Below are 19,619 nucleotides of genomic sequence, written 5' to 3' on the forward strand. Positions count from 1 at the left end.
CAACAGCCCCTAATTACAGTTTCGTAGCTTAAGGATGAAGACATGCCCACAAAAATGAACCAACTGTTCGATGAAATCCACAAAATTCCGCAAGTACCCGAAGTCGTAAGATCCCTCATCAATCAGCTAAACAATCCCAACGCGGATATGCTCGACATAGCCAAAAACGTGGAAAAAGAGCAGGTGATTGTTTTAAAAATCCTGCGTTTAGTCAACTCCGCGCATTTTGGTTTATCCCGTAAAATTGGCTCTATAGATGAAGCCATCACCTTGCTGGGCATGAACCAGCTGAAAACCTTGGTGATCGCATCCGGGATTGTCGGTGTGGTACCGCAATTGGATAATTTCGATGTCAAACAAAGCTGGCGGAATAGTTTCCGCACAGCAGGTTATGCAAGATGGTTCGCGGCCCAAGCGGGCCTGGCAGCAGACATCGCCTATACTGCCGGGCTAATTAGCAATCTGGGCAACCTGCTCATTCACATTGGCAGTCCCCGTGAAGCCAACGAAATTGATCAGCATGTGAAAAACGGCAACGTCAGATTGGAAATTGAAAAAAGGCGCTTGGGCTATACCAGCCCGGCGGTCTGCGCGGAGCTTTGCCGTCGCTGGAAATTTGCTGACGAATTGGTCGAAACCATCGAACAATCGGCGGAACCTTTAGCCGCGGACACGCCCAACAAATTAGCTTGCGCAGTTTTCCTCGCCCATACAATCAGCGACTGCCAGGATCAGGGTTTGGATGAAAATCAAATTTTGGCTTCGCTACCCAATCAAGTCACCGCACTTTTAGGCCTATCGGACCAACTTCTTAAGGAAAAATTGCCGGATGTTCTAGCGGCTAAATCTGAGCTCGACGGCCTTCTGGATTAAGAAACATAATTTTCAATAATCGTTCAGACGAAATTATTTTGCCTGAACGACGGCTAATTTATTCCTTCTCAGCCCTCGCCCTAAAACCAACTATCAGCGCGCCGTCATACCCAAATTGACCGCAATATGAGCAAGCTCTGTGGTAGTGTCAACCTGGAGCTTTTTCTTGATTTGCGTGGCGTAGTTCGCCACAGTTTTATGGCCTAGACACAGCTGATCGGCGATCTTATGCACCGTCAACCCTTGGGCAAGCAAACTAAATACATCGAACTCGCGTGCAGAAAAACCGCCGATTATCGCTTGATAACCGGTGTACTGCTGCTCTTCCCCGCCGCCCTTGACCAAACCGCGCTCGACATACTGTTGACCAGCCATAATTGCCGCTATCGCTTCGGCAAGAATACCGGGAGCGCTATTTTTGGTGATATAGCCCTGCGCGCCGGCTGCCAATGCCCGGCTGACATAAACTTGTTCATGATGCACACTAAAAACTAAAATTCTTGCCTCACTATCGCGCTGAATGATCCGCCGAATAGTTTCCAAACCGCCAATCCCCGGCATGGACAAATCCATCACCAACATATCGGGCTGTAATTCTTGATAAAGCTGAATAGCCTGTTCACCACGCTCGGCTTCGCCGATGACTTCGACACTATCCCCGGCAGCCAACAGCATTTTAAAACCAGCCCGCACTACCAGGTGGTCGTCCACCAACACGATTTTTATCTTGTTATTCATACGAGTGGGATTCGCGCATTAACCAACATACCTGAACCAGGGCGAGACAACACCTGCAATTCGCCGTCCAGCGACTTGATGCGTTCTTTTATGCCCAGCAAACCAAAGCCTTGACTGGTAGTCTGCAAATCGCAACCGCGTCCGTCATCCTGCACTTTAAGTTGCAAACATGCCTGGGGGATATCCAGCTTATCCAAGTCGATAGTCACGCTATGGGCTTGTGCATGGCGCACCACGTTGGTCAAACACTCCTGAATCACCCGAAACACCTGAATAGTTAGATTTTTATCCAAACCATCCACTGCGTCGCTACAACGAATCGTCAGCCGTAGATCAGTATTGCGTTCCGACCAATGATTAACCATCTCTTCCAAAGTGGCCTTCAATCCTAATTCGGTCAAGACCAGAGGATGCAATTGCTGCATCATCGAACGCACCACAGTCATTAAGTGATCGCAAATTTCCGCGATTGTTGCGGTTATTTTAGCCGCGTCGGCTTTACGATGCGCTGCCGTAACCGCCATCACTTTGATAGCTGTCAGGGATTGGCCAAATTCGTCATGCAACTCCTGCGACAGACGTTGGCGCTCTTCTTCCTGAATGGCTAGCGAATGCTGTGTCAATGCGCGATTTTCCTGGCGGGTTTTTTCCAATTCAACCGTCATATGATTGATTGCCTTAGCAATATCATCGAATTCCTGCGTGGAAAATGGCGGCAATTGTTGCCGATATTGGCCGGTTTCGATCAGGCGCAAGGCGTCCACGATGACCGCAATCGATTGCAAAGACTTATTAAATACCAGATTGACCGCCAGAAAAGTCAACATAGTCAACAAGGAAATCGACGCAAAAAACGCCACGCTTTCCTGCCAGACTTCGGTGATTTCATCGAGCGGCTGAGCCTGAATAATCAGCGTCAATAACTTGCCGTCCTGCATGTTCAGCTGATGCTCGACTTTGGGATAGTCGCCCTTCACCAAGCGGATAAACCAACTAGGCGGCATTTCTTCGGGATTGGTCGGTTGATTTTCGCCGGCGAAATGGATTAACTGTCCGTCCGGCTTTTGCAATTGAATGCTCAAATGCCGCGTTTGCCGCAAGGCGCTGAAGCGGGATAAATCGTCGCTTTGTTGAAATACCGGCGTATCGGTGATGCCCATGGTGATCAGCTGCAAGGCCAGATGAATCGAGGCATCCACCTCCTTCTCGACCGCTTGGCGGGCTTGCCAGACCGCAATCGCCCCGCCCAATACCAAAATACAAACCGAAGACAGCAGGATGCGACAGATAATCTGGTAGCGAAGGCTCATGACATGGAGTGCGTTGAAAACCCTCTATTATCCCGTCTAGCTTCCCACACAGCTATAGGAAAAATTCTTATTTATTTCCTGGCAATGAGAACTGCAAATTGGAGCCCCTGAATCATTGTGAGGCTCGGGATATGTGTTACTCAAACTCGATCCTATTTAACCAAACGAAAGCCTCGGCGCTGACTCAGCCTACCCAAACCCGGGCATTTCTGAACATTCGCAACCACGCCCCATCTTCCAACCAATCGGCCGGATGCCAGGAGTTCTGTATCGCCCTGAAACAACGTTCCGGATGCGGCATCATGATGGTAAAACGGCCGTCGACGGTGGTTAACCCGGTAATGCCCAGCGGTGATCCGTTCGGGTTGGCCGGAAAGGCTTCGGTTTCATTGCCGTAATTATCAACATAACTGATCGCAACCTCGGCTTCGGCAGGGTTTTCGGAATCGAACTCGGCGCGCCCTTCCCCATGAGCGACCACAACCGGCAATATAGAACCCGCCATGCCTTGGAAGAAAATCGACGGCGAAGCCTGCACCTTGACCATTGCTACCCGCGCCTCGAATTGTTCCGACAGATTGCGTTTGAACTGCGGCCAGTGTTCCGCACCTGGAATAATATCCTTCAGGCCGGACATCATCTGACATCCGTTGCAAACACCCAAACCAAACGTATCGGGGCGGGCAAAAAACGCAGCAAATTCGTCGCGTGCTTTCGGGTTGAATAAAATTGATTTGGCCCAGCCGCCGCCCGCACCAAGCACGTCACCGTAAGAAAAACCGCCGCAAGCCACCAGACCGGTAAAATCGGCCAGCGACACCCGGCCGCTGATGATGTCGGTCATGTGTACATCGATGGCCGCGAAACCGGCTCTATCGAAGGCTGCCGCCATTTCCACGTGGCCGTTGACACCTTGCTCCCGCAAAATCGCGACTTTGGGTCGGGCCGCATCCGCAAATTTCGCCGCGATGTTGTCGTTGATGTCGTAAGTCAACTGAGCGGACAAACCTGGATCGTTGTCGTCGGCGATTCGCTCGAATTGTTGCTGTGCGCAATCGGGATTGTCGCGCAAGGCTTGCATCCTGAAGCTGACTTCCGACCAGGTTTGTTGCAGTTCAGCGCGTTTCGCACTGTAAATTTCCTTGCCGTTACGGACGATTCGTAACTTTTGATCTGAACTTAATTTACCGACGATATGGGTAAATTCGTCCAGCCCGGCCTGATCCAACAGTCGCGCGACATGATCCAATTCAGCCGTTTTTACTTGCAGTACCGCGCCCAATTCCTCGTTGAACAAGGTCGCCAGCACGTCGTCGCCCAGTTCGGAAATATCTAGTTCAACGCCTTTACGGCTGGCAAACAGCATTTCGGTTACCGTAGCCAGCAAACCACCGTCGGCCCGATCATGGTAAGCCAGAATCAGCGCTTGGTCGTTCAAGGCTTGAATCGTGTCGAAGAAACGCTTGAACAAACTCGCGTCGTCCAGGTCCGGTGCCTGGTTGCCGAGCTGATTGTAAACTTGGGCTAGCACCGAACCGCCGAGACGGTTCTTGCCCCGGCCAAGATCAATCAACAGCAACACGCTATCGGCATTTTTCAACTCTGGAGTCAGTGTACACCGAACATCCTGCACCGGCGCGAAGGCGGTGATAATCAGAGACAGCGGCGAGGTCATGGTCTTTTCGACGCACATGGATGTGCTAGTGTCGCGGGAAGCAGGATGCTGGGAGCGACCGGCGCTATCATCTTTCCAGACGCTTTTCATAGACAGCGAATCCTTGCCTACCGGAATCGCAATACCCAATTCCGGGCACAATTCCATACCCACCGCCTTGACAGTATCGAACAGCGCGGCGTCTTCACCGGGACTGCCGCAGGCGGCCATCCAGTTGGCGGACAGTTTGACATCATTGAGCTTGCCGATACGAGCCGCTGCCAAGTTAGTCAAAGCTTCGCCTATCGCCATACGACCGGAAGCCGGGCCGTCAATCAAAGCCAACGGCGTGCGCTCACCCATAGCCATTGCTTCGCCAGTGTGAGCATAAAAGCCGGACGCGGTGACCGCGACATCGGCAACAGGCACTTGCCAGGGGCCGACCATCTGGTCGCGAGCGACCAAACCCGTCACCGAGCGGTCGCCGATGTGAATCAAGAAGCTCTTGTCCGCCACGACCCGGAAACGCTAAGACCCGTTTCACGGCTTCGGCCAATTCGACTTGGTCCAGTTGCAATTCGGGCAAATTCTTGGTCAAACGCTGGACGTTTCTATGCATTTTCGGTGGCTTGCCGAACAATACCGACATCGGCAGGTCAACGGGTTTACCACCCAGCCATTCGTCGCTCAGCGTCAGATGTTCCTCGTCGGTGGCATGACCGATCACCGCGTACAAACAATGCTCGCGTTTGCAGAAGGATTCGAATAATGCCAGCGACTCAGGTTTGATCGCCACCACATAGCGTTCCTGGGCCTCGTTGCACCAGATTTGCATCGGCGACATGCCTTTGTCGGCGTTCTGCACCTTGCGCAATTCGAAACTGCCACCACGATCACAGTCGTGAATGATTTCCGGCACCGCGTTGGACAAACCGCCGGCACCGATGTCGTGAATAGAGATGATGGGTGTGTTTTCGCCCAGCGAATTACAGTGATTGATGACTTCCTGGCAACGCCGTTCCATTTCCGGATTCTCGCGTTGCACCGAGGCAAAATCCAGTTCCGCAGCGCTTTCGCCGGAAGTTTGCGATGATGCCGCGCCGCCGCCCAAACCGATCAGCATCGCCGGACCGCCAAGGATGACGATCAACGAGCCAGCCGGAATAGGATGTTTATCCACCAGCATCGGCCGGATGTTGCCCATGCCACCGGCGATCATGATGGGTTTGTGATAGCCACGATATTGATTGGCTTCGCCGGTTTCCGATGGTTGTTCGAAGCTGCGGAAATAGCCGGCGATGTTGGGCCGGCCGAATTCGTTATTAAACGCTGCGCCGCCGATTGGCCCTTCCAGCATGATGTCCAACGCGGAAACGATGCGCTCTGGCTTGCCGTAATCGGCTTCCCAAGGCTGCGGGAAACCAGGAATTTTCAGATGCGAGACGCTGAAACCGGTCAGACCGGCCTTGGTTGCCGAGCCGCGGCCGGTGGCGCCTTCGTCGCGAATCTCCCCGCCGGAACCGGTTGCCGCGCCGGGATGCGGGGAAATTGCGGTCGGATGGTTGTGGGTTTCCACCTTCATCAGCAGGTGCGCCTGTTCTTCGACATAGCCATAGGCATAGTTATTCGCCGCATCGCGGATAAATACCTGGGCTGTCGGGCCTTCCAGCACCGACGAGTTGTCACTGTAGGCTGACAGCACGCCTTGCGGATTCAGCGTGTGAGTGTTGCGGATCATCGCAAACAAAGACTTGGCTTGCTCTTCGCCATCAATGGTCCAACTGGCGTTGAAGATTTTATGCCGGCAATGTTCGGAATTGGCCTGGGCGAACATCATCAGCTCCACATCGGTCGGGTTGCGACCTAAATTGATGAAGCTCTCAGTTAAATATTCGATCTCATCGGCCGACAAGGCCATGCCTAATTCAGCGTTGGCCTTAACCAAAGCGTCCCTGCCCTGCTCTACGATAGCTACGGTTTGTAAAGGCTGGGGATCGTGCTCGGCAAACAAATCAAGGCTAGCCTGATCGTAAACCACTTGCTGAATCATTCTATCGTGCAGTAAAGACGCCAGTTGGTGTTTAACAGCATCGCTCAAAGGCTCGGAAGAGGTAAAGCGGTATTCGATACCGCGCTCAATGCGTTTTACCGCGGCCAAGCCGCAACGCTCGGCTATTTCCGAGGCTTTACTCGACCAAGGCGAAATAGTGCCCAAACGCGGCACCACCCACAAGGAGACAAATTGTGATTCAGACGATTCGCCGCTCCCTTCCACCGCTACATTTTCGCTGCTTTCATCGCTTTGGCCGTAATCGAGCAAGCGTCCCAGCATCGCCGATTGCTCGGCGGATAGCTGACCATCGATTTGCACGAAATGCTGAAACCGGGCACTAACAGCAGTAATGCTGCCGGCCACTGCCTGCAGTTCGGTCAGCAGTTTTTCAATACGAAAACGGGAAAGAGCGGAGATTCCGGATAGGGTCAACATGGGCTGTGTTTGAGTGGTTTTTTATAGCTAAAAGAGTAAATACAGGACATTCCGCAGATAAAACACGGCAAGCCCCAAATCGCAAACAAGGCGGCGATTTTATGGCGACGGCGTATTGTCGGCTGCTTTGTCCGACTTGTCAGCGGTACCGCTGGGTATATCCTGATTAATGCCTTCGGTGATCAATCTGAGCAAGGAGGTCGCAGCGACATTTGACAGGGTCTTACCGTCACTATCTTGCACCGTCACTTCGGTAAGCAGTTCATCAAGTTGATGCAGGCTTACCCGATATTCCTGTTCCTGGCTGGGATCGTCGCCGAATAAAAAAGTGATTTCGTCCAGAATGGAACCGTCTTCCGGCTTAATCGCGTCAGGATCGTATTTGACGAAGAAATAGCCTTTGTCCATATTCCGCTCGACCACTTCCAATTTTTGGCGGCTCAAGGCTTTGCCGACTATCCACCAGGCTTGAGTGGCGGATTGATCGATTTGTAAACTGCTGACGCCACTGCTGCCGGCCGCTTGCACACTTTTCCCGGATCCGGCTGCCGCGACAGTCTCTTTAGCTTCGGTTTTTTCCGGCTTCCTGGGCGCCGGCTCTGCGGCTGCCGCGGATCGGACAGGCTCCTGCCGCACCGGCTCTGGTGCAGGTTCCGGCGTATTGTTTACCGGACGGGTCGCCAAGGTCTTGGTTTTTAGATCGTCCGGGACGACCAATTCGGGGATTTCGGTAGTAAATTGATAATCTCTTTCCTTATCCGGAAACCAGCTCTTGATGGTGCTGCACGAGGCATTCAACAGCAACGCCGAAACCAGCGCCAGACGACCGTATAGGCGAGTTTTCATGGTTATAAAACGCCGGCTTGATGCATCGCCGCGCGCACGGTAGCAAAACAGTCCTCTGTCAGCCAAGTCAAAGGCAATCGAATACCTTGGCCCATCAAACCCATTTCCGCCACTGCCCATTTGACGGGAATGGGATTGGATTGTATGAAGAGGCTGCTGTGCAAACCGGTCAATTTGGCATCTATCGCCTCGGCAGTCGCGCGATCACCCGCCATTGCCGCCGCCAACATTTCGTGGACCAGTTTCGGTGCCACGTTGCCGGTCACGGTGATGCTGCCGTTGCCGCCCAATAAACAAAATTCGCAGCTGGTGGCGTCGTCGCCGGTGTACAGCGCAAAATCGTCACCGGTTAAATCCCGGATTTGCTTGACCCGTTCCAGCTTACCGGTGGCTTCTTTCACACCGACGATGTTATCGATTTTCGCCAGTCTACCCACGGTTTCCGGCAACAAGTCGCAAGCGGTACGCCCCGGCACGTTGTACAGAATTTGCGGAATATCGACCGCTTCGGCGATGGCTTTGTAATGCAGGTACAAGCCTTCCTGGGTCGGTTTGTTGTAATAAGGCGTGACCAGCAAACAGGCGTCCGCACCGGCTTGCTTGGCTTTTTGAGTCAGGTGTATCGCTTCGCGGGTGCAATTGGCACCGGTGCCGGCGATAACCGGTATCCGTCCGGCCACGCAATCGACGATAAATTTAATGACTGCGCAATGCTCGTCTTCGTCGAGAGTTGCCGATTCGCCAGTGGTACCAACCGCTACCAATGCGTCAGTCCCTTGCTCTATATGAAATTCGACCAGCCGTTTCAGACTGGTTTCATCCACCGCACCGTCTTCCGTCATCGGGGTTACCAGCGCAACGATACTACCTTGAATCATGCAAATCTCTCGTGTTTAGGTATATAAAACCGGGGCATTATATCAAGCTAACCCTGAAAACTCAGCCTGTTATATTTGCCGGGCGGCCAGAAATCTATCCAGCGCGTTGGCGAAATTTTGGACATCTTTGGCCGTCATGGCCGCCGCACCACCGGATGCCAAACCGTTGTCGCGCAAGCCTTCCATGAAATCGCGCATGGCGAGTTTTTCACCGATATTCTCCACCGTATAAGCTTCGCCACGCGGATGAATCACAAACCCCTGCTTAGCTAGGATTTTTGCAGCCAACGGAATATCGCCGGTAATCGCCAGATCGCCGGCCCGCAGATGCTCGACGATATAATCATCAGCGACATCGAAACCGCCGCTGACGCGAATCGATTGGATATAACGGGACGGCGGCACGGCGATGCTTTGATTGGCAATCAGCAGCAATTCCAACTGCCTTTTTTGGGCGACGCGGAACAAAACCGTTTTAATCAAATTAGGACAGGCATCCGCATCCACCCAAATCTTGATTGCCCCCGTCATTGCGCGGTCTTCACGTCCGGCTTTATCCGAACATACCAACCGTAGTACAAGGCATAAGCCACCAAAAATACCAGGTAGCCGGACCATAAAATATCCGACGCAAAATGTCCGCCGGAAGTCATCCGGGTAAAGCCCAGAGTCCACGCCAACACTATCGTCAACAGAAAATAGATGGCTTTATGGTTTTGCGACAGAAAATACAACACAAAAAATGTGTAGCCCACCGAACAGTGACCACAGACGAAAGACTTATCAGGCGTGTGGCCGAATTTGGCAGGCGGCACATATTGGTACTCGCCGCCGAACTGGCTGACATGCACCGGCCGGGGTCTTCCCCAATGATCTTTAACAACAAGATTGACCACCAAGCCCGGACCTAAAGCAATGACCAGCAGTATATACAAGGCCTTACGGCGAAAGCGTTGCGTATGAGTATTGAAATGACTGAGGACATAAACCGCTAAAGCTATCAGACCGGCCCACAAGGTGAACGGAAAAGCATAGTCATACAGCAGTTTCCAGGGCCACCAATGCTGGGTCGGCCAGACATCGCCGGGATTTTCCGGATGATAAAACAAGGCCGCCAAGCGCAAATCCAGGTCTGTTAGCCCAAACAATAGAGTGGTCAGTGCCGCCAATAGCAAGACGAGCATGAGTTCGTTGCGCGCGCGTCTAATTTTCCGATGGGGCATAGCTTTCCTTATCCAATGTTAGCCGGACGGTTTCCGGCCAAAACTTCAGGTTTTCACCTAAATACAGGTAATACGGGGAACTCGGCTTGGCAGGATTGGGGATTTGCGCCAAGAAGCGAAAATTTTGAAACACCGCTTTCAATTCTGCGGGTAGGTTTTCCTCCGAGGTTTCACCCAGCACAAAGCCGTTTTTGCCGACAAACGCCTGCGGACCAGGCCAAACTTCGTACTGCGACGTCACCACACCACTGGGTTCGTAACGATAAACCTGGGGATGATCGGGCAAATAAAACGCCAACTCGCTCGCCAGATAACGATGGCCCAAGGCTACCACAAAGGTGTTATCCAGATTGGGCAAACTGATCAAGCGCTCGAAATGCACGTTAATCGCCAACTCCTGCCAGCTGTTAAAACGCTTGGTGGGATCGAACGCGGTGTTTTGTAATTTAAACACTTGCAAGACGATGGGCAGCGAATAGGTCAACAGCACCATCGCCAGACCCAGTGCGACACCGTATTTCAAGGCTTTTTTCCAGGCACCGGCCAGCCAGTTGCCGACCAACAAAATCAAGCCGGTAAAATAAAACGGCATAGGCCAATTGCCTTGGGCTTTTTGCAGCACACTGAGCAGCAAAACACCGAGTAACAAGGCTGGCCCCATCAATAACAAAAATCGTTGCTCCGCAGCCAGACGTCTAAAATTGAGCGCCGCTTGCGCGCTGCTAATCAGCACCAGCACAAACAGCACCGGCGAAACCAATAACAGCTGGTAAAGCAGAAAATCTCGGGCCCATTGTAAGTGCTTAAGCAGGCTGACCGGTTCATGGTTACCGAAATGGCCTTTGCTATGCCCGAACATCACCCAATCGTGTTGCTGGTTCCACCATAAAATCGGCACTGCCGCGATCACGATAGGACTTAAATAAACCAGAAACTCTTTTTTCAACTGCCCTCGGCGATGCTTATCCAAGGCTAAAAAGATCAGCAACATTAACGGCAAAATCAATGCTGATTGCTTGCTGAGTAAGGCGGCGGCGCTGGCCAAACCGGCCCATAACCAGGCACGCGCTTGATTGTCGAACAATGCCCGTCTCAAGTAATACACGGTCATTATCCAGAAACAATACAGCGGCGCATCGATAGTCATCAGGAAGTTGGCCAGCACATTGATCGGCGTCGCCAACACCAGCAACAGTGCCAAAGCGCCGCCGCGCGCACCGTAAAATGCCTTCGCGGTCGCATGAAAAAACCACAGAAATGTCGTACCCAACAACAGCGCCGGCAAGCGCACCGTAAACGTATAGTCGCCCAACAGCCAAGTGAATGCGCCAATCAGCCAAGCGATCATGGGCGGCTTACTGTAATAACACCAGTCCGGTCGGCGCGACCAATCCCAGTAGTAGCTTTCATCGCCGATCAAATCAAAGCCGTTGATCAACAAGAACCCACCGCGCAACAGCATAATCGCCAACAGCAAAGCCAGTGTATGCGCGTCTATCCAGCGTAACAATCTCTCAGACATAGGCTGTTACTCCCATTTCTCCAGATAATGCAACAACAGTTGCAGGCTACGTTGCCCGCGAAATTCATTGATATCCAACTTATAGGCTGCGTTGATTTTTCGGCAACCCAGCCATTTCTCGGGGTGATCGGCAAAAAACGCAATCGCATCCAGCAACTGGCCGCTAAATGGCAAGCGCAATACAAACTTTAAATGCTGCTGACCAACGATCCGGCATTGGATCACATCGAATACGCCATTAAATACCGGTTCGGGAAAGGTTTGCCCCCACACCGCCGCCTGCTGCAGCACTTCCGCGAAGGCTAAGGTCATATGTTGCTCGTCCAACTCACCGTCGGAATAGACTTTCTGTTCCAGATCCACCAACTCCAGTTTCGCCGCCACGGTTTCGGCAAAAGCCAGCGCAAAATGCGGATAGTCATGCAATTTTATCGTCAAACCCGCGGCCATGGCGTGGCCGCCGAACTTGCTTAATATCTGCGGATGCCTGGCAGCAATCTCACTGAGCACATCGCGAATATGCACCCCATTGATGGAGCGTGCCGAACCCTTAATATCGCCATTATCGGCAGGGGCAAACGCGATTACCGGCCTGTGTAAGCGGTCTTTGATCCGCGACGCCAGGATGCCGATCACCCCTTGATGCCAATTGCCGTCATACAAACACACGCCGGCCGGCACGTGCTTTTCATCGAGCGCCTTCATTTCCGAGAGCAATGCCATCGCTTCGGTCTTCATCTGCCCTTCGACTTCTTTTCGATCCTGGTTCAAGGCATGCAATTGCTCGGCTATGTCACGTGCCAAGCCGGCATCGTCGGTCAGCAAGCACTGAATGCCTAAGGACATATCGTCCATCCGGCCGGCCGCGTTCAAACGTGGCGCGATGGAAAAGCCCAGATCGCTGGCATGAATCCCGGCCAATTGCTTGCCGGCGACTTCGGCCAAAGCTTTAATTCCAGGCTGACATTGCCCGGAACGGATGCGCAATAAGCCCTGATGCACCAAGATCCGGTTGACCTGATCCAAAGCCACCACGTCGGCAACGGTGCCCAAGGCCACATGATCCAGCAAACGCGCCAGATTCGGTTCAGGGATTCCGGCCTTTTCAAACCAATGCAATTCGCGCAAGCGAATCCGCAAGGCCATCAGGATATAAAACATCACCCCTACGCCGGCGATATTTCGGCTTGGAAACTTATCATCAGGCAAATTGGGATTGACGATAGCATCGGCGTCCGGCAGTTCCAGCCCCGGTAAATGGTGATCGGTAATCAACACCTTGATACCAGCAGCCTTGGCGGCTTTGACACCGTCAATGCTGGATATGCCATTATCCACAGTAACAATAATGTCTGGACTCTGCCGCTTCACCAACTCCACAATTTCCGGCGTCAAGCCGTAACCGTATTCAAAACGGTTGGGCACCACAAAATCCACGGCTTTCGCCCCGAGCAGCAGCAGGCCTTTTAAAGCCAAGGCACAACTGGTGGCACCGTCGGCGTCAAAATCGGCGACCACGGTAATTTTTTGCTGCTGTTTGATTGCCGACACCAGATGCTCGACCATCTCCTTCATGCCGGTCAGTAACCAAGGCGATGGCAAACTCGCCAAGCTCCGATCCAGTTCATCAGCACTCTGCACGCCGCGGCTGCTAAAAATCCGTTGCAGCACCGGGTCCATCTCGCCAAAGTGCGGATTTTTAATCTGCACCGGCCTGGGCAGAATGACTTTTTTAACGCTTTGCAAATACATATCAGGCAATAAAAAAGCCGGCAATTGCCGGCTTGTCGATGCTCATCGCTAGACTCACATCGAATCCAGAATGGCTTTTTTCACCGCATCCAGTGAGGCGTCTATCGTGTTCGGTTGATCGTCCTTGCACTGAGCAATGGCGGTGTCAGGATCTTTAATACCGTTGCCGGTCAAGGTGCAGACGATGGTACTGCCTTCCGGAATATTGCCATTCGCAATGTCGTGCAAGGCGCCCGCCAGTGAGGTGGCGGAAGCAGGCTCGCAGAAGATACCTTCATAGGCGGAGAGCATTTTTTGCGCGGCCAAGATTTGCGGATCGGTGAACGATGCGAACCAACCGCCGGATTGTTTCTGCGCGGTCCAAGCACCGTCCCAAGATTGCGGATTACCGATGCGGATTGCCGTCGCCACTGTTTCCGGATTTTCCACTGGGTGACCCGCCAAGAAAGGCGCAGCACCGGCCGCTTGGTAGCCACACATTACCGGACGCTTTTTGGTAACGGCTTTATGGGTGGCGCTATCGGTTGAATATTCCTTATAACCCTTCCAGTACGCGGTGATATTGCCGGCATTACCGACAGGCAAGCAGTGGAAATCGGGCGCGTCGCCCAAGGCATCAACGATCTCGAAAGCAGCGGTTTTTTGACCTTCCAGACGGAAAGGGTTGATAGAGTTCACGATCGTGACCGGAGCATGGTCCGTGATTTCCTTGACAATCGACATGCCGGCGTCGAAATTGCCTTTGATCTGAATAATTTTGGCTCCGTACATCATGGTTTGCGCCAATTTGCCCAACGCAATCTTGCCTTCGGGGATCAAAACGAAGGCACGAATGCCGGCCCGCACCGCATACGCTGCGGCGGCGGCCGAGGTATTGCCGGTGGACGCACAAATAATGGCTTGACTGCCCTCTTCCACGGCTTTGGTCACGGCCATGGTCATACCGCGATCTTTAAACGAACCGGTCGGATTTAGGCCTTCAAATTTCACATAAATATCCACATCCTTGCCGATCAAGCGCGGAATATTTTGTAACTGGATCAGCGGGGTGTTGCCTTCGCAAAGGCTGATTAGCCGAGTGTCGGCTGAGACCGGCAAGCGGTCGCGGTAGCGTTCGATGATGCCTGTGTAGCGTGTTTGCGTTGTCATTATTATCCTAGAGTTTCCAAGCGAATCCGCGCCACTTTGCCGCTAACCGTCGCCAGCGCTTCGATGGCCGCAATCGCGGCGTTCATTTCTTTTTCCAGCGTCAATTGCGTCAGCATAATGATCGGCACGGAAGTCTCGCCTTGCGGCGGTTCTTTTTGAATCAAAGCTTCAATACTGATGTTATGCGCCGCCAAAATCCGGGTGACGTCCGCCAGCACGCCGGGCTTATCTTCAGCGGTCAGGCGCAAGTAATAGGCGGTCTTGATTTGCTCGGCAGGCAATACCGGAATGTCGGCAATGGCATCGGCCTGGAACGCCAGATGCGGCACGCGGTTTTCCGGATCGCTGGTCATCGCTCGGACTACATCGACCAAATCCGCTACCACGGCTGACGCCGTAGGCTCGGCGCCCGCGCCGGCACCGTAGTATAAGGTGGGGCCGACCGCGTCGCCGCAGACCAACACCGCATTCATCACGCCGTCGACATTGGCGATCAAGCGGCGTTTGGGAATCAGAGTTGGATGCACGCGCAACTCGATGCCGTCCTCGGTCTTGCGGGCGATACCCAGATTCTTGATTCGGTAACCCAGTGCTTCAGCATATTCGACGTCGAGGCGGGTAATCTTGGTGATACCTTCGGTGAAGACTTTCTCGAACTGCAATGGGATGCCGAAAGCGATTGAGGCCAAGATAGTCAATTTATGCCCGGCATCGATACCTTCCACGTCAAAGGTGGGATCGGCTTCTGCGTAACCCAAGGCCTGGGCTTCGGCCAAGACGTCGGCAAAATCGCGACCCTTGTCGCGCATTTCGGTGAGGATGAAATTACCGGTGCCGTTGATGATACCGGCCAACCATTTGATGCGGTTACCGGCCAGGCCTTCGCGGATGGCCTTGATGATGGGTATGCCGCCGGCCACCGCCGCTTCGAACAACACCATCACGCCTTTTTTGCTGGCTTCGGCGAAGATCTCATTGCCGTGCAAGGCAATCAGGGCTTTATTGGCGGTAACCACGTGTTTGCCATTGGCAATTGCGGTTAACACCAATTGTTTCGCCAGATCGTAGCCGCCGATCAATTCGACAACCACATCAATGTCCGGGTCGTTAACGATTTCGAACGGATCGGCCGTTAAGATAATGCCATCGGTAGCGCAAATCCGCGTCCGGTTCAGGTCGCGCGCAGATGCGCGGGTGACCAAGATTTCACGGCCGGCCCGGCGAGCGATTTCCCCGGCATTCCTTTTCAGTACGTTGACGGTACCGCCACCAACGGTACCCAATCCCAAAACCCCAACTGTTACCGGCTTCAAACCTGACTCCTAGCGTTATACCCAAAAATGGCGGCGATTATACTACGTTGTCTTTTTTCAGCATATTGCGGATGCTGCGCAAGGCCTGCCGGGTTCTGTGCTCGTTTTCGATCAAACTAAAGCGAATATGGTCGTCGCCGTGCTGCCCAAAACCAATGCCGGGCGATACCGCGACTTTAGCATCAATGATCAATTTCTTGGCAAACTCGATGGAGCCCATTTCCCGATAGGCTTCCGGAATTTTGGCCCAGACAAACATGGTCGCCCTCGGCTTTTCGACGTGCCAACCCATCGCATTCAAGCCGTCGCACAGCACATCGCGGCGCGCCTTGTACATGTCGCAGATTTCTTTCACGCAATCTTGCGGACCTTCCAATGCAGTAATCGCCGCGACCTGAATCGGTGTAAAGGTACCGTAATCCATATAGGATTTGATCCGGGTCAACGCCGCTACCAGGGTTGGATTGCCGCACATGAAGCCAACCCGCCAGCCGGGCATGTTGTAGCTTTTTGACAGGGAGAAAAATTCGACGGCGATGTCTTTCGCCCCTTCCACTTGCAAAATCGACGGCGCCACGTAACCGTCGAAGACGATGTCGGCGTAAGCGATGTCGTGGACGATCCAGATATTGTGTTCCTTACAAATCGCCACCACTTTTTCGAAGAAATCCAGCTCCACGCATTGGCAGGTCGGATTGCCTGGAAAATTCAGAATCAACATCTTCGGCTTTGGCCAAGACTCGGCAATCCCTTTTCGCAATTCCTCGAAGAAATCCACTCCCGGGGTCAACGGCACATGGCGAATATCCGCGCCGGCAATCACCACGCCATAGGGATGAATCGGGTAAGCCGGATTCGGCACCAATACCACGTCGCCAGGGCCCAAGGTTGCCAGAGCCAAATGCGACAAACCTTCTTTAGAGCCTATCGTGACGATGGCCTCGGTGTTGAAATCCAAGTCAACGTCGAAACGTTTTTTGTACCAACCGCAAATGGCTTTGCGCAACCTGGGGATACCCTTGGAAACCGAATAGCGATGGGTATCATCGCGCTGCGCCACTTCCAACATTTTATCGAGGATGTGTTTGGGGGTAGGCTGGTCCGGATTGCCCATCCCAAAATCGATGACGTCTTCGCCCTCCGCTCGGGCTTTGGCTTTCAGCTCGTTAACGATGTTAAAAACGTAAGGCGGCAGACGACTAATGCGATGAAATTCTTCCATTAATGACTCTTGTGGTTCTGAATTTTAAAGACGGCTTCTAAAAGAAAGCCGGCTAAGGTACTGTTGTTGCATGGCGATGTCAATTTCGGTACAGCGGTACGCTTCCGAAAATGCTGATCGGGCGAAATTTAAGGTTGCGCGGCAGTCGTTGCCGGGACTTGAGCACTATCCGTGCTCTGCTGATGCAGATAAGAACCGCCGACCAGAAAAGTCAGCACCAATAGGTACAAAACCGCAGCGATATTTTTAACTTTCTTGCTGCCGTCGTCGTGATTACGGTCGTTCATGAATTAAGGTCTCGTGAATATTCGATGTTGCTGCCGCAATTGTAACGTCTGCCGCATCATCTGAGAACGAAAAGCTCGCACTATGCGCCCGGCCAAACAATAACCGCCGTCCGCAACCGCGATTTGCCGAAACAGGACATTCGGTCAAAATCCTCGCGGGCAATGGGGATAAACTGGCAATCCAACTCATTCTGCCGGCCTTCGTCCGGGTCGGAATCATGCATGTACAAACAATCTTTATCAAAGCCGCTCATCACTACCCAGTGCGGAGCTTTTTTGCGGTCCATCGAAAACGTACTGATCAAAATTAAAGGTATTGCCCCGGCTTCGAACGCGGCTATCAAGTCGTTTTGCGTGACGTTGGCATAATGTATTGCCACGCCCTGCTCGGCTGCGTCACGCTTGAAACAGGTATCGACCAACTCGACGATCTGCTTTTTATCGTCACTGCGCACGCTATCGATAAATAATGAGCCGGTTTGGTTGATCCACACTTCCACCGCGAATTGCCGGCGTTTGGCAGCCAAGGCCAAACCGATGGGATGGCAACCGCCATGGCCGGAGGTCATGAAAATGGTAGTGGCTTCGCGCCATAACTCGATTTCTTGCTCGCGCGACGGCAAATAGCTTTTGTTCAAAGCGTGCATCGCCATCATCAACGCCGCCGGCCCGCAGGTAAACGGCGTGGTTTGCCGCAGCCAGTGCACCGAACGATGTTGCGGCGTATCACGGTAACGGCGGATGCGCTTTTGATAGCGCAACGCATCTCTATGGTCTTGGTAATAATCGCGATACAAACCAAACTTTTGAAAACCCAGCGCCTCGTATAAACGGATGGCCGGCGTGTTATCCACACTCACTTCCAGACGCAGATACAAACGGCCATCATCGCGCGCGGCTTGCTCGCCGGCCAGCATTAAGGTCTTGGCAATGCCCTTGCCGCGCAATTGCGGTGCCACGGCCAGCGAATAAATCCGCGCCAAACGGGTACCGGGATGATAAATAATCAAAATATAGCCGGCGACCAGCCCCGCCCATTCCGCTAATAGTAGGGCGCGGTGGTCGGAACTCAACCAATGCCGGAAACTGCGCCGGCTTAATTTATCGGTAGCGAAGCTGGCATTCTCCAACGCCACCAAGCCCTCCAGATCGGTGCTTTGCGCCGGACGCACCGCCAACTCGTCAGCTAAAGTTGTCACGACGACACTCCGCGTAACGCCTGGCCCAGCACTTGCCGCGCGCGGAACAACACCATTTCCTGCCAAGCGTTCTCATTGGGACAGAAATGCTGGCGCATTTCCATGCTGTGCGCAAAACGCTGATCGTTAATATCCTCGGCAGCCCACAGTTGATGATCGCGCAGCAACACTTCAAACAAATGGTCGGTGCTGTACGTGCCAAACTCCAGCGTGACGTAACAACTTTGCGGGCTCATGTTGGCGTGCCAGAGATAATCCAACAAGCCCAGTTTCGGCACCGAGCTGGACGTGCCCGCGAGCGGCAAGGTCACCGAATCGCCGTACCAGTGCTGCGCGACCGCCGCCCCGGCACTGTCGGGCTGATGATCGCAGATAATTTCCCCGTAACCGTAAGGACCGAGACCGGTATGCAAATCCACCACGGCGACACGACGTTGCGCCAAATTGTGACGTTGAATCAAATCCTCGCAGACCAGACCGGCCATGCGCCGGCGCACTGCCGCCGTAAAACGGTCCGGACGGGTCGCGGTATTGGCCACCACTGATGGCTTTCTCCAGCGCGACTCGGCCGAATTGCCGGCCAAAATCGGCAAAAGCCTGCTGTCTTTGCCCAGCGTCCGCCACGAATAACCATTCCCGCAACAAGTCGTAATCCGGGTTCTCCGGCAAGGACTGCGAAAAATCCACCGCATTGCGATTCAAATCCACACCATCGCCGTCACACCGCCGCGACCAGGCATAGCCCCAGGGCGTTAATGCGTGGACCAGCAATAGCGCCGTACCATTGGGAATATCCAGCTGGCATTTGTTTAAGCCTTGCAGCACATCAAGCTGAATTGCGCTGCCCGCAAAGCCTTCCACGCCGTGCGTCGCGGCAAGGCACACCACCACGTTGTCCGCTTGCTCATCGCCTATCCAGGCGGTATCGGTCAGCAAAGATTCGCCGTCCGGCCCCAGTCCGACGCATTGATAAATCTCGTGTCTTAGCGGGTGTGTCACCGCAGAGATTAGCGACAACCAAGCCAGGCGCGCCTTGGCATAACTGGCTGGGAAGACGCGGGTATCGATTTCGGTGCCGTAGGGGGACAAACTCATCTGCATACTCAACTGTTCGGAGACGGTAATTGTACAGTGTGGCAAACCCCCAGGCCGCAAGCAATAGGCA

At 53.3% G+C, this 19,619-nt stretch carries 15 protein-coding genes and 2 pseudogenes; 1 reads left to right on the top strand and 16 read right to left on the bottom strand.

Annotation, left to right across the window (positions count from 1 at the left end):
• Positions 1–42: 42 nt before the first annotated feature.
• Positions 43–873 (top strand): HDOD domain-containing protein, encoded by an 831-nt coding sequence (locus ACH5Y9_RS11500; protein ID WP_033158088.1) that lies wholly within the window; start codon positions 43–45, stop codon positions 871–873.
• Between the two features lie 93 nt (positions 874–966).
• Here the strand turns inward: ACH5Y9_RS11500 and ACH5Y9_RS11505 are convergent, their stop codons facing one another.
• The 16 genes and pseudogenes from ACH5Y9_RS11505 to ACH5Y9_RS11580 form a co-directional block, all read right to left on the bottom strand.
• A complete protein-coding gene (locus tag ACH5Y9_RS11505; protein ID WP_445369713.1) occupies positions 967–1,611 on the bottom strand; it encodes a response regulator transcription factor in 645 nt (214 codons plus the stop codon).
• On the bottom strand, positions 1,608–2,921 hold the full coding sequence (locus tag ACH5Y9_RS11510) for a histidine kinase (RefSeq protein WP_445369714.1): 1,314 nt from the start codon (positions 2,919–2,921) through the stop codon (positions 1,608–1,610). Before ACH5Y9_RS11510 ends, ACH5Y9_RS11505 begins: the two co-directional genes overlap by 4 nt.
• Before the next feature lie 184 nt (positions 2,922–3,105).
• A pseudogene (gene purL, locus ACH5Y9_RS11515) lies at positions 3,106–7,063 on the bottom strand (phosphoribosylformylglycinamidine synthase).
• Positions 7,064–7,162: 99 nt separating this feature from the next.
• Positions 7,163–7,909 carry an outer membrane protein assembly factor BamC gene (gene bamC, locus ACH5Y9_RS11520; protein WP_445369715.1) on the bottom strand — a complete coding sequence of 249 codons (747 nt, stop codon included), beginning with the start codon at positions 7,907–7,909 and terminating at the stop codon, positions 7,163–7,165.
• Positions 7,910–7,911: 2 nt separating this feature from the next.
• Positions 7,912–8,787 carry a 4-hydroxy-tetrahydrodipicolinate synthase gene (gene dapA / locus ACH5Y9_RS11525; RefSeq protein WP_445369716.1) on the bottom strand — a complete coding sequence of 292 codons (876 nt, stop codon included), beginning with the start codon at positions 8,785–8,787 and terminating at the stop codon, positions 7,912–7,914.
• A gap of 69 nt (positions 8,788–8,856) precedes the next feature.
• Complete coding sequence (locus ACH5Y9_RS11530; protein WP_240348286.1) at positions 8,857–9,318, bottom strand: YaiI/YqxD family protein; 462 nt, start codon at positions 9,316–9,318, stop codon at positions 8,857–8,859.
• Positions 9,315–9,971 (bottom strand): phosphatase PAP2 family protein, encoded by a 657-nt coding sequence (locus tag ACH5Y9_RS11535; protein ID WP_240348285.1) that lies wholly within the window; start codon positions 9,969–9,971, stop codon positions 9,315–9,317. The genes ACH5Y9_RS11530 and ACH5Y9_RS11535 overlap by 4 nt, the downstream gene beginning before the upstream one ends.
• Before the next feature lie 19 nt (positions 9,972–9,990).
• Complete coding sequence (locus ACH5Y9_RS11540; protein ID WP_445369717.1) at positions 9,991–11,532, bottom strand: ArnT family glycosyltransferase; 1,542 nt, start codon at positions 11,530–11,532, stop codon at positions 9,991–9,993.
• Between the two features lie 6 nt (positions 11,533–11,538).
• Entirely contained in the window at positions 11,539–13,284 is a 1,746-nt protein-coding gene (recJ, locus tag ACH5Y9_RS11545; RefSeq protein ID WP_445369885.1) for a single-stranded-DNA-specific exonuclease RecJ, read from the bottom strand.
• Between the two features lie 54 nt (positions 13,285–13,338).
• Positions 13,339–14,433, bottom strand: a complete 1,095-nt coding sequence (gene thrC, locus ACH5Y9_RS11550) for a threonine synthase (RefSeq protein ID WP_445369718.1) — start codon at positions 14,431–14,433, stop codon at positions 13,339–13,341.
• Between the two features lie 2 nt (positions 14,434–14,435).
• Positions 14,436–15,746 carry a homoserine dehydrogenase gene (locus ACH5Y9_RS11555; protein ID WP_101055498.1) on the bottom strand — a complete coding sequence of 437 codons (1,311 nt, stop codon included), beginning with the start codon at positions 15,744–15,746 and terminating at the stop codon, positions 14,436–14,438.
• 37 nt (positions 15,747–15,783) lie between these two features.
• A complete protein-coding gene (alaC, locus tag ACH5Y9_RS11560) occupies positions 15,784–16,968 on the bottom strand; it encodes an alanine transaminase (protein WP_445369719.1) in 1,185 nt (394 codons plus the stop codon).
• Positions 16,969–17,096: 128 nt separating this feature from the next.
• Positions 17,097–17,255 (bottom strand): hypothetical protein, encoded by a 159-nt coding sequence (locus ACH5Y9_RS11565; protein ID WP_445369720.1) that lies wholly within the window; start codon positions 17,253–17,255, stop codon positions 17,097–17,099.
• Between the two features lie 80 nt (positions 17,256–17,335).
• Positions 17,336–18,454: a GNAT family N-acetyltransferase/peptidase C39 family protein gene (locus ACH5Y9_RS11570; RefSeq protein WP_445369721.1), complete on the bottom strand. Its 1,119-nt coding sequence runs from the start codon at positions 18,452–18,454 to the stop codon at positions 17,336–17,338.
• Positions 18,451–18,939, bottom strand: a complete 489-nt coding sequence (locus tag ACH5Y9_RS11575; RefSeq protein ID WP_445369722.1) for a DUF2817 domain-containing protein — start codon at positions 18,937–18,939, stop codon at positions 18,451–18,453. The genes ACH5Y9_RS11570 and ACH5Y9_RS11575 overlap by 4 nt, the downstream gene beginning before the upstream one ends.
• A 40-nt stretch (positions 18,940–18,979) precedes the next feature.
• A pseudogene (locus ACH5Y9_RS11580) lies at positions 18,980–19,555 on the bottom strand (DUF2817 domain-containing protein); the annotation flags it as partial.
• Between the last annotated feature and the right edge of the window lie 64 nt (positions 19,556–19,619).

Source organism: Methylomonas sp. BW4-1, from assembly GCF_052474385.1.

Excerpts from the sequence above, each read along its gene's own strand:
- ACH5Y9_RS11535 (WP_240348285.1), bottom strand. The coding sequence starts at position 9,971 with ATGCTCGTCTTGCTATTGGCGGCACTGACCACTCTATTGTTTGGGCTA.
- ACH5Y9_RS11540 (WP_445369717.1), bottom strand. The coding sequence starts at position 11,532 with ATGTCTGAGAGATTGTTACGCTGGATAGACGCGCATACACTGGCTTTG.
- thrC (WP_445369718.1), bottom strand. The coding sequence starts at position 14,433 with ATGACAACGCAAACACGCTACACAGGCATCATCGAACGCTACCGCGAC.
- ACH5Y9_RS11565 (WP_445369720.1), bottom strand. The coding sequence starts at position 17,255 with ATGAACGACCGTAATCACGACGACGGCAGCAAGAAAGTTAAAAATATC.
- ACH5Y9_RS11500 (WP_033158088.1), top strand. The coding sequence starts at position 43 with ATGCCCACAAAAATGAACCAACTGTTCGATGAAATCCACAAAATTCCG.
- ACH5Y9_RS11530 (WP_240348286.1), bottom strand. The coding sequence starts at position 9,318 with ATGACGGGGGCAATCAAGATTTGGGTGGATGCGGATGCCTGTCCTAAT.
- recJ (WP_445369885.1), bottom strand. The coding sequence starts at position 13,284 with ATGTATTTGCAAAGCGTTAAAAAAGTCATTCTGCCCAGGCCGGTGCAG.
- bamC (WP_445369715.1), bottom strand. The coding sequence starts at position 7,909 with ATGAAAACTCGCCTATACGGTCGTCTGGCGCTGGTTTCGGCGTTGCTG.
- ACH5Y9_RS11505 (WP_445369713.1), bottom strand. The coding sequence starts at position 1,611 with ATGAATAACAAGATAAAAATCGTGTTGGTGGACGACCACCTGGTAGTG.
- alaC (WP_445369719.1), bottom strand. The coding sequence starts at position 16,968 with ATGGAAGAATTTCATCGCATTAGTCGTCTGCCGCCTTACGTTTTTAAC.
- ACH5Y9_RS11510 (WP_445369714.1), bottom strand. The coding sequence starts at position 2,921 with ATGAGCCTTCGCTACCAGATTATCTGTCGCATCCTGCTGTCTTCGGTT.
- dapA (WP_445369716.1), bottom strand. The coding sequence starts at position 8,787 with ATGATTCAAGGTAGTATCGTTGCGCTGGTAACCCCGATGACGGAAGAC.
- ACH5Y9_RS11575 (WP_445369722.1), bottom strand. The coding sequence starts at position 18,939 with ATGGCCGGTCTGGTCTGCGAGGATTTGATTCAACGTCACAATTTGGCG.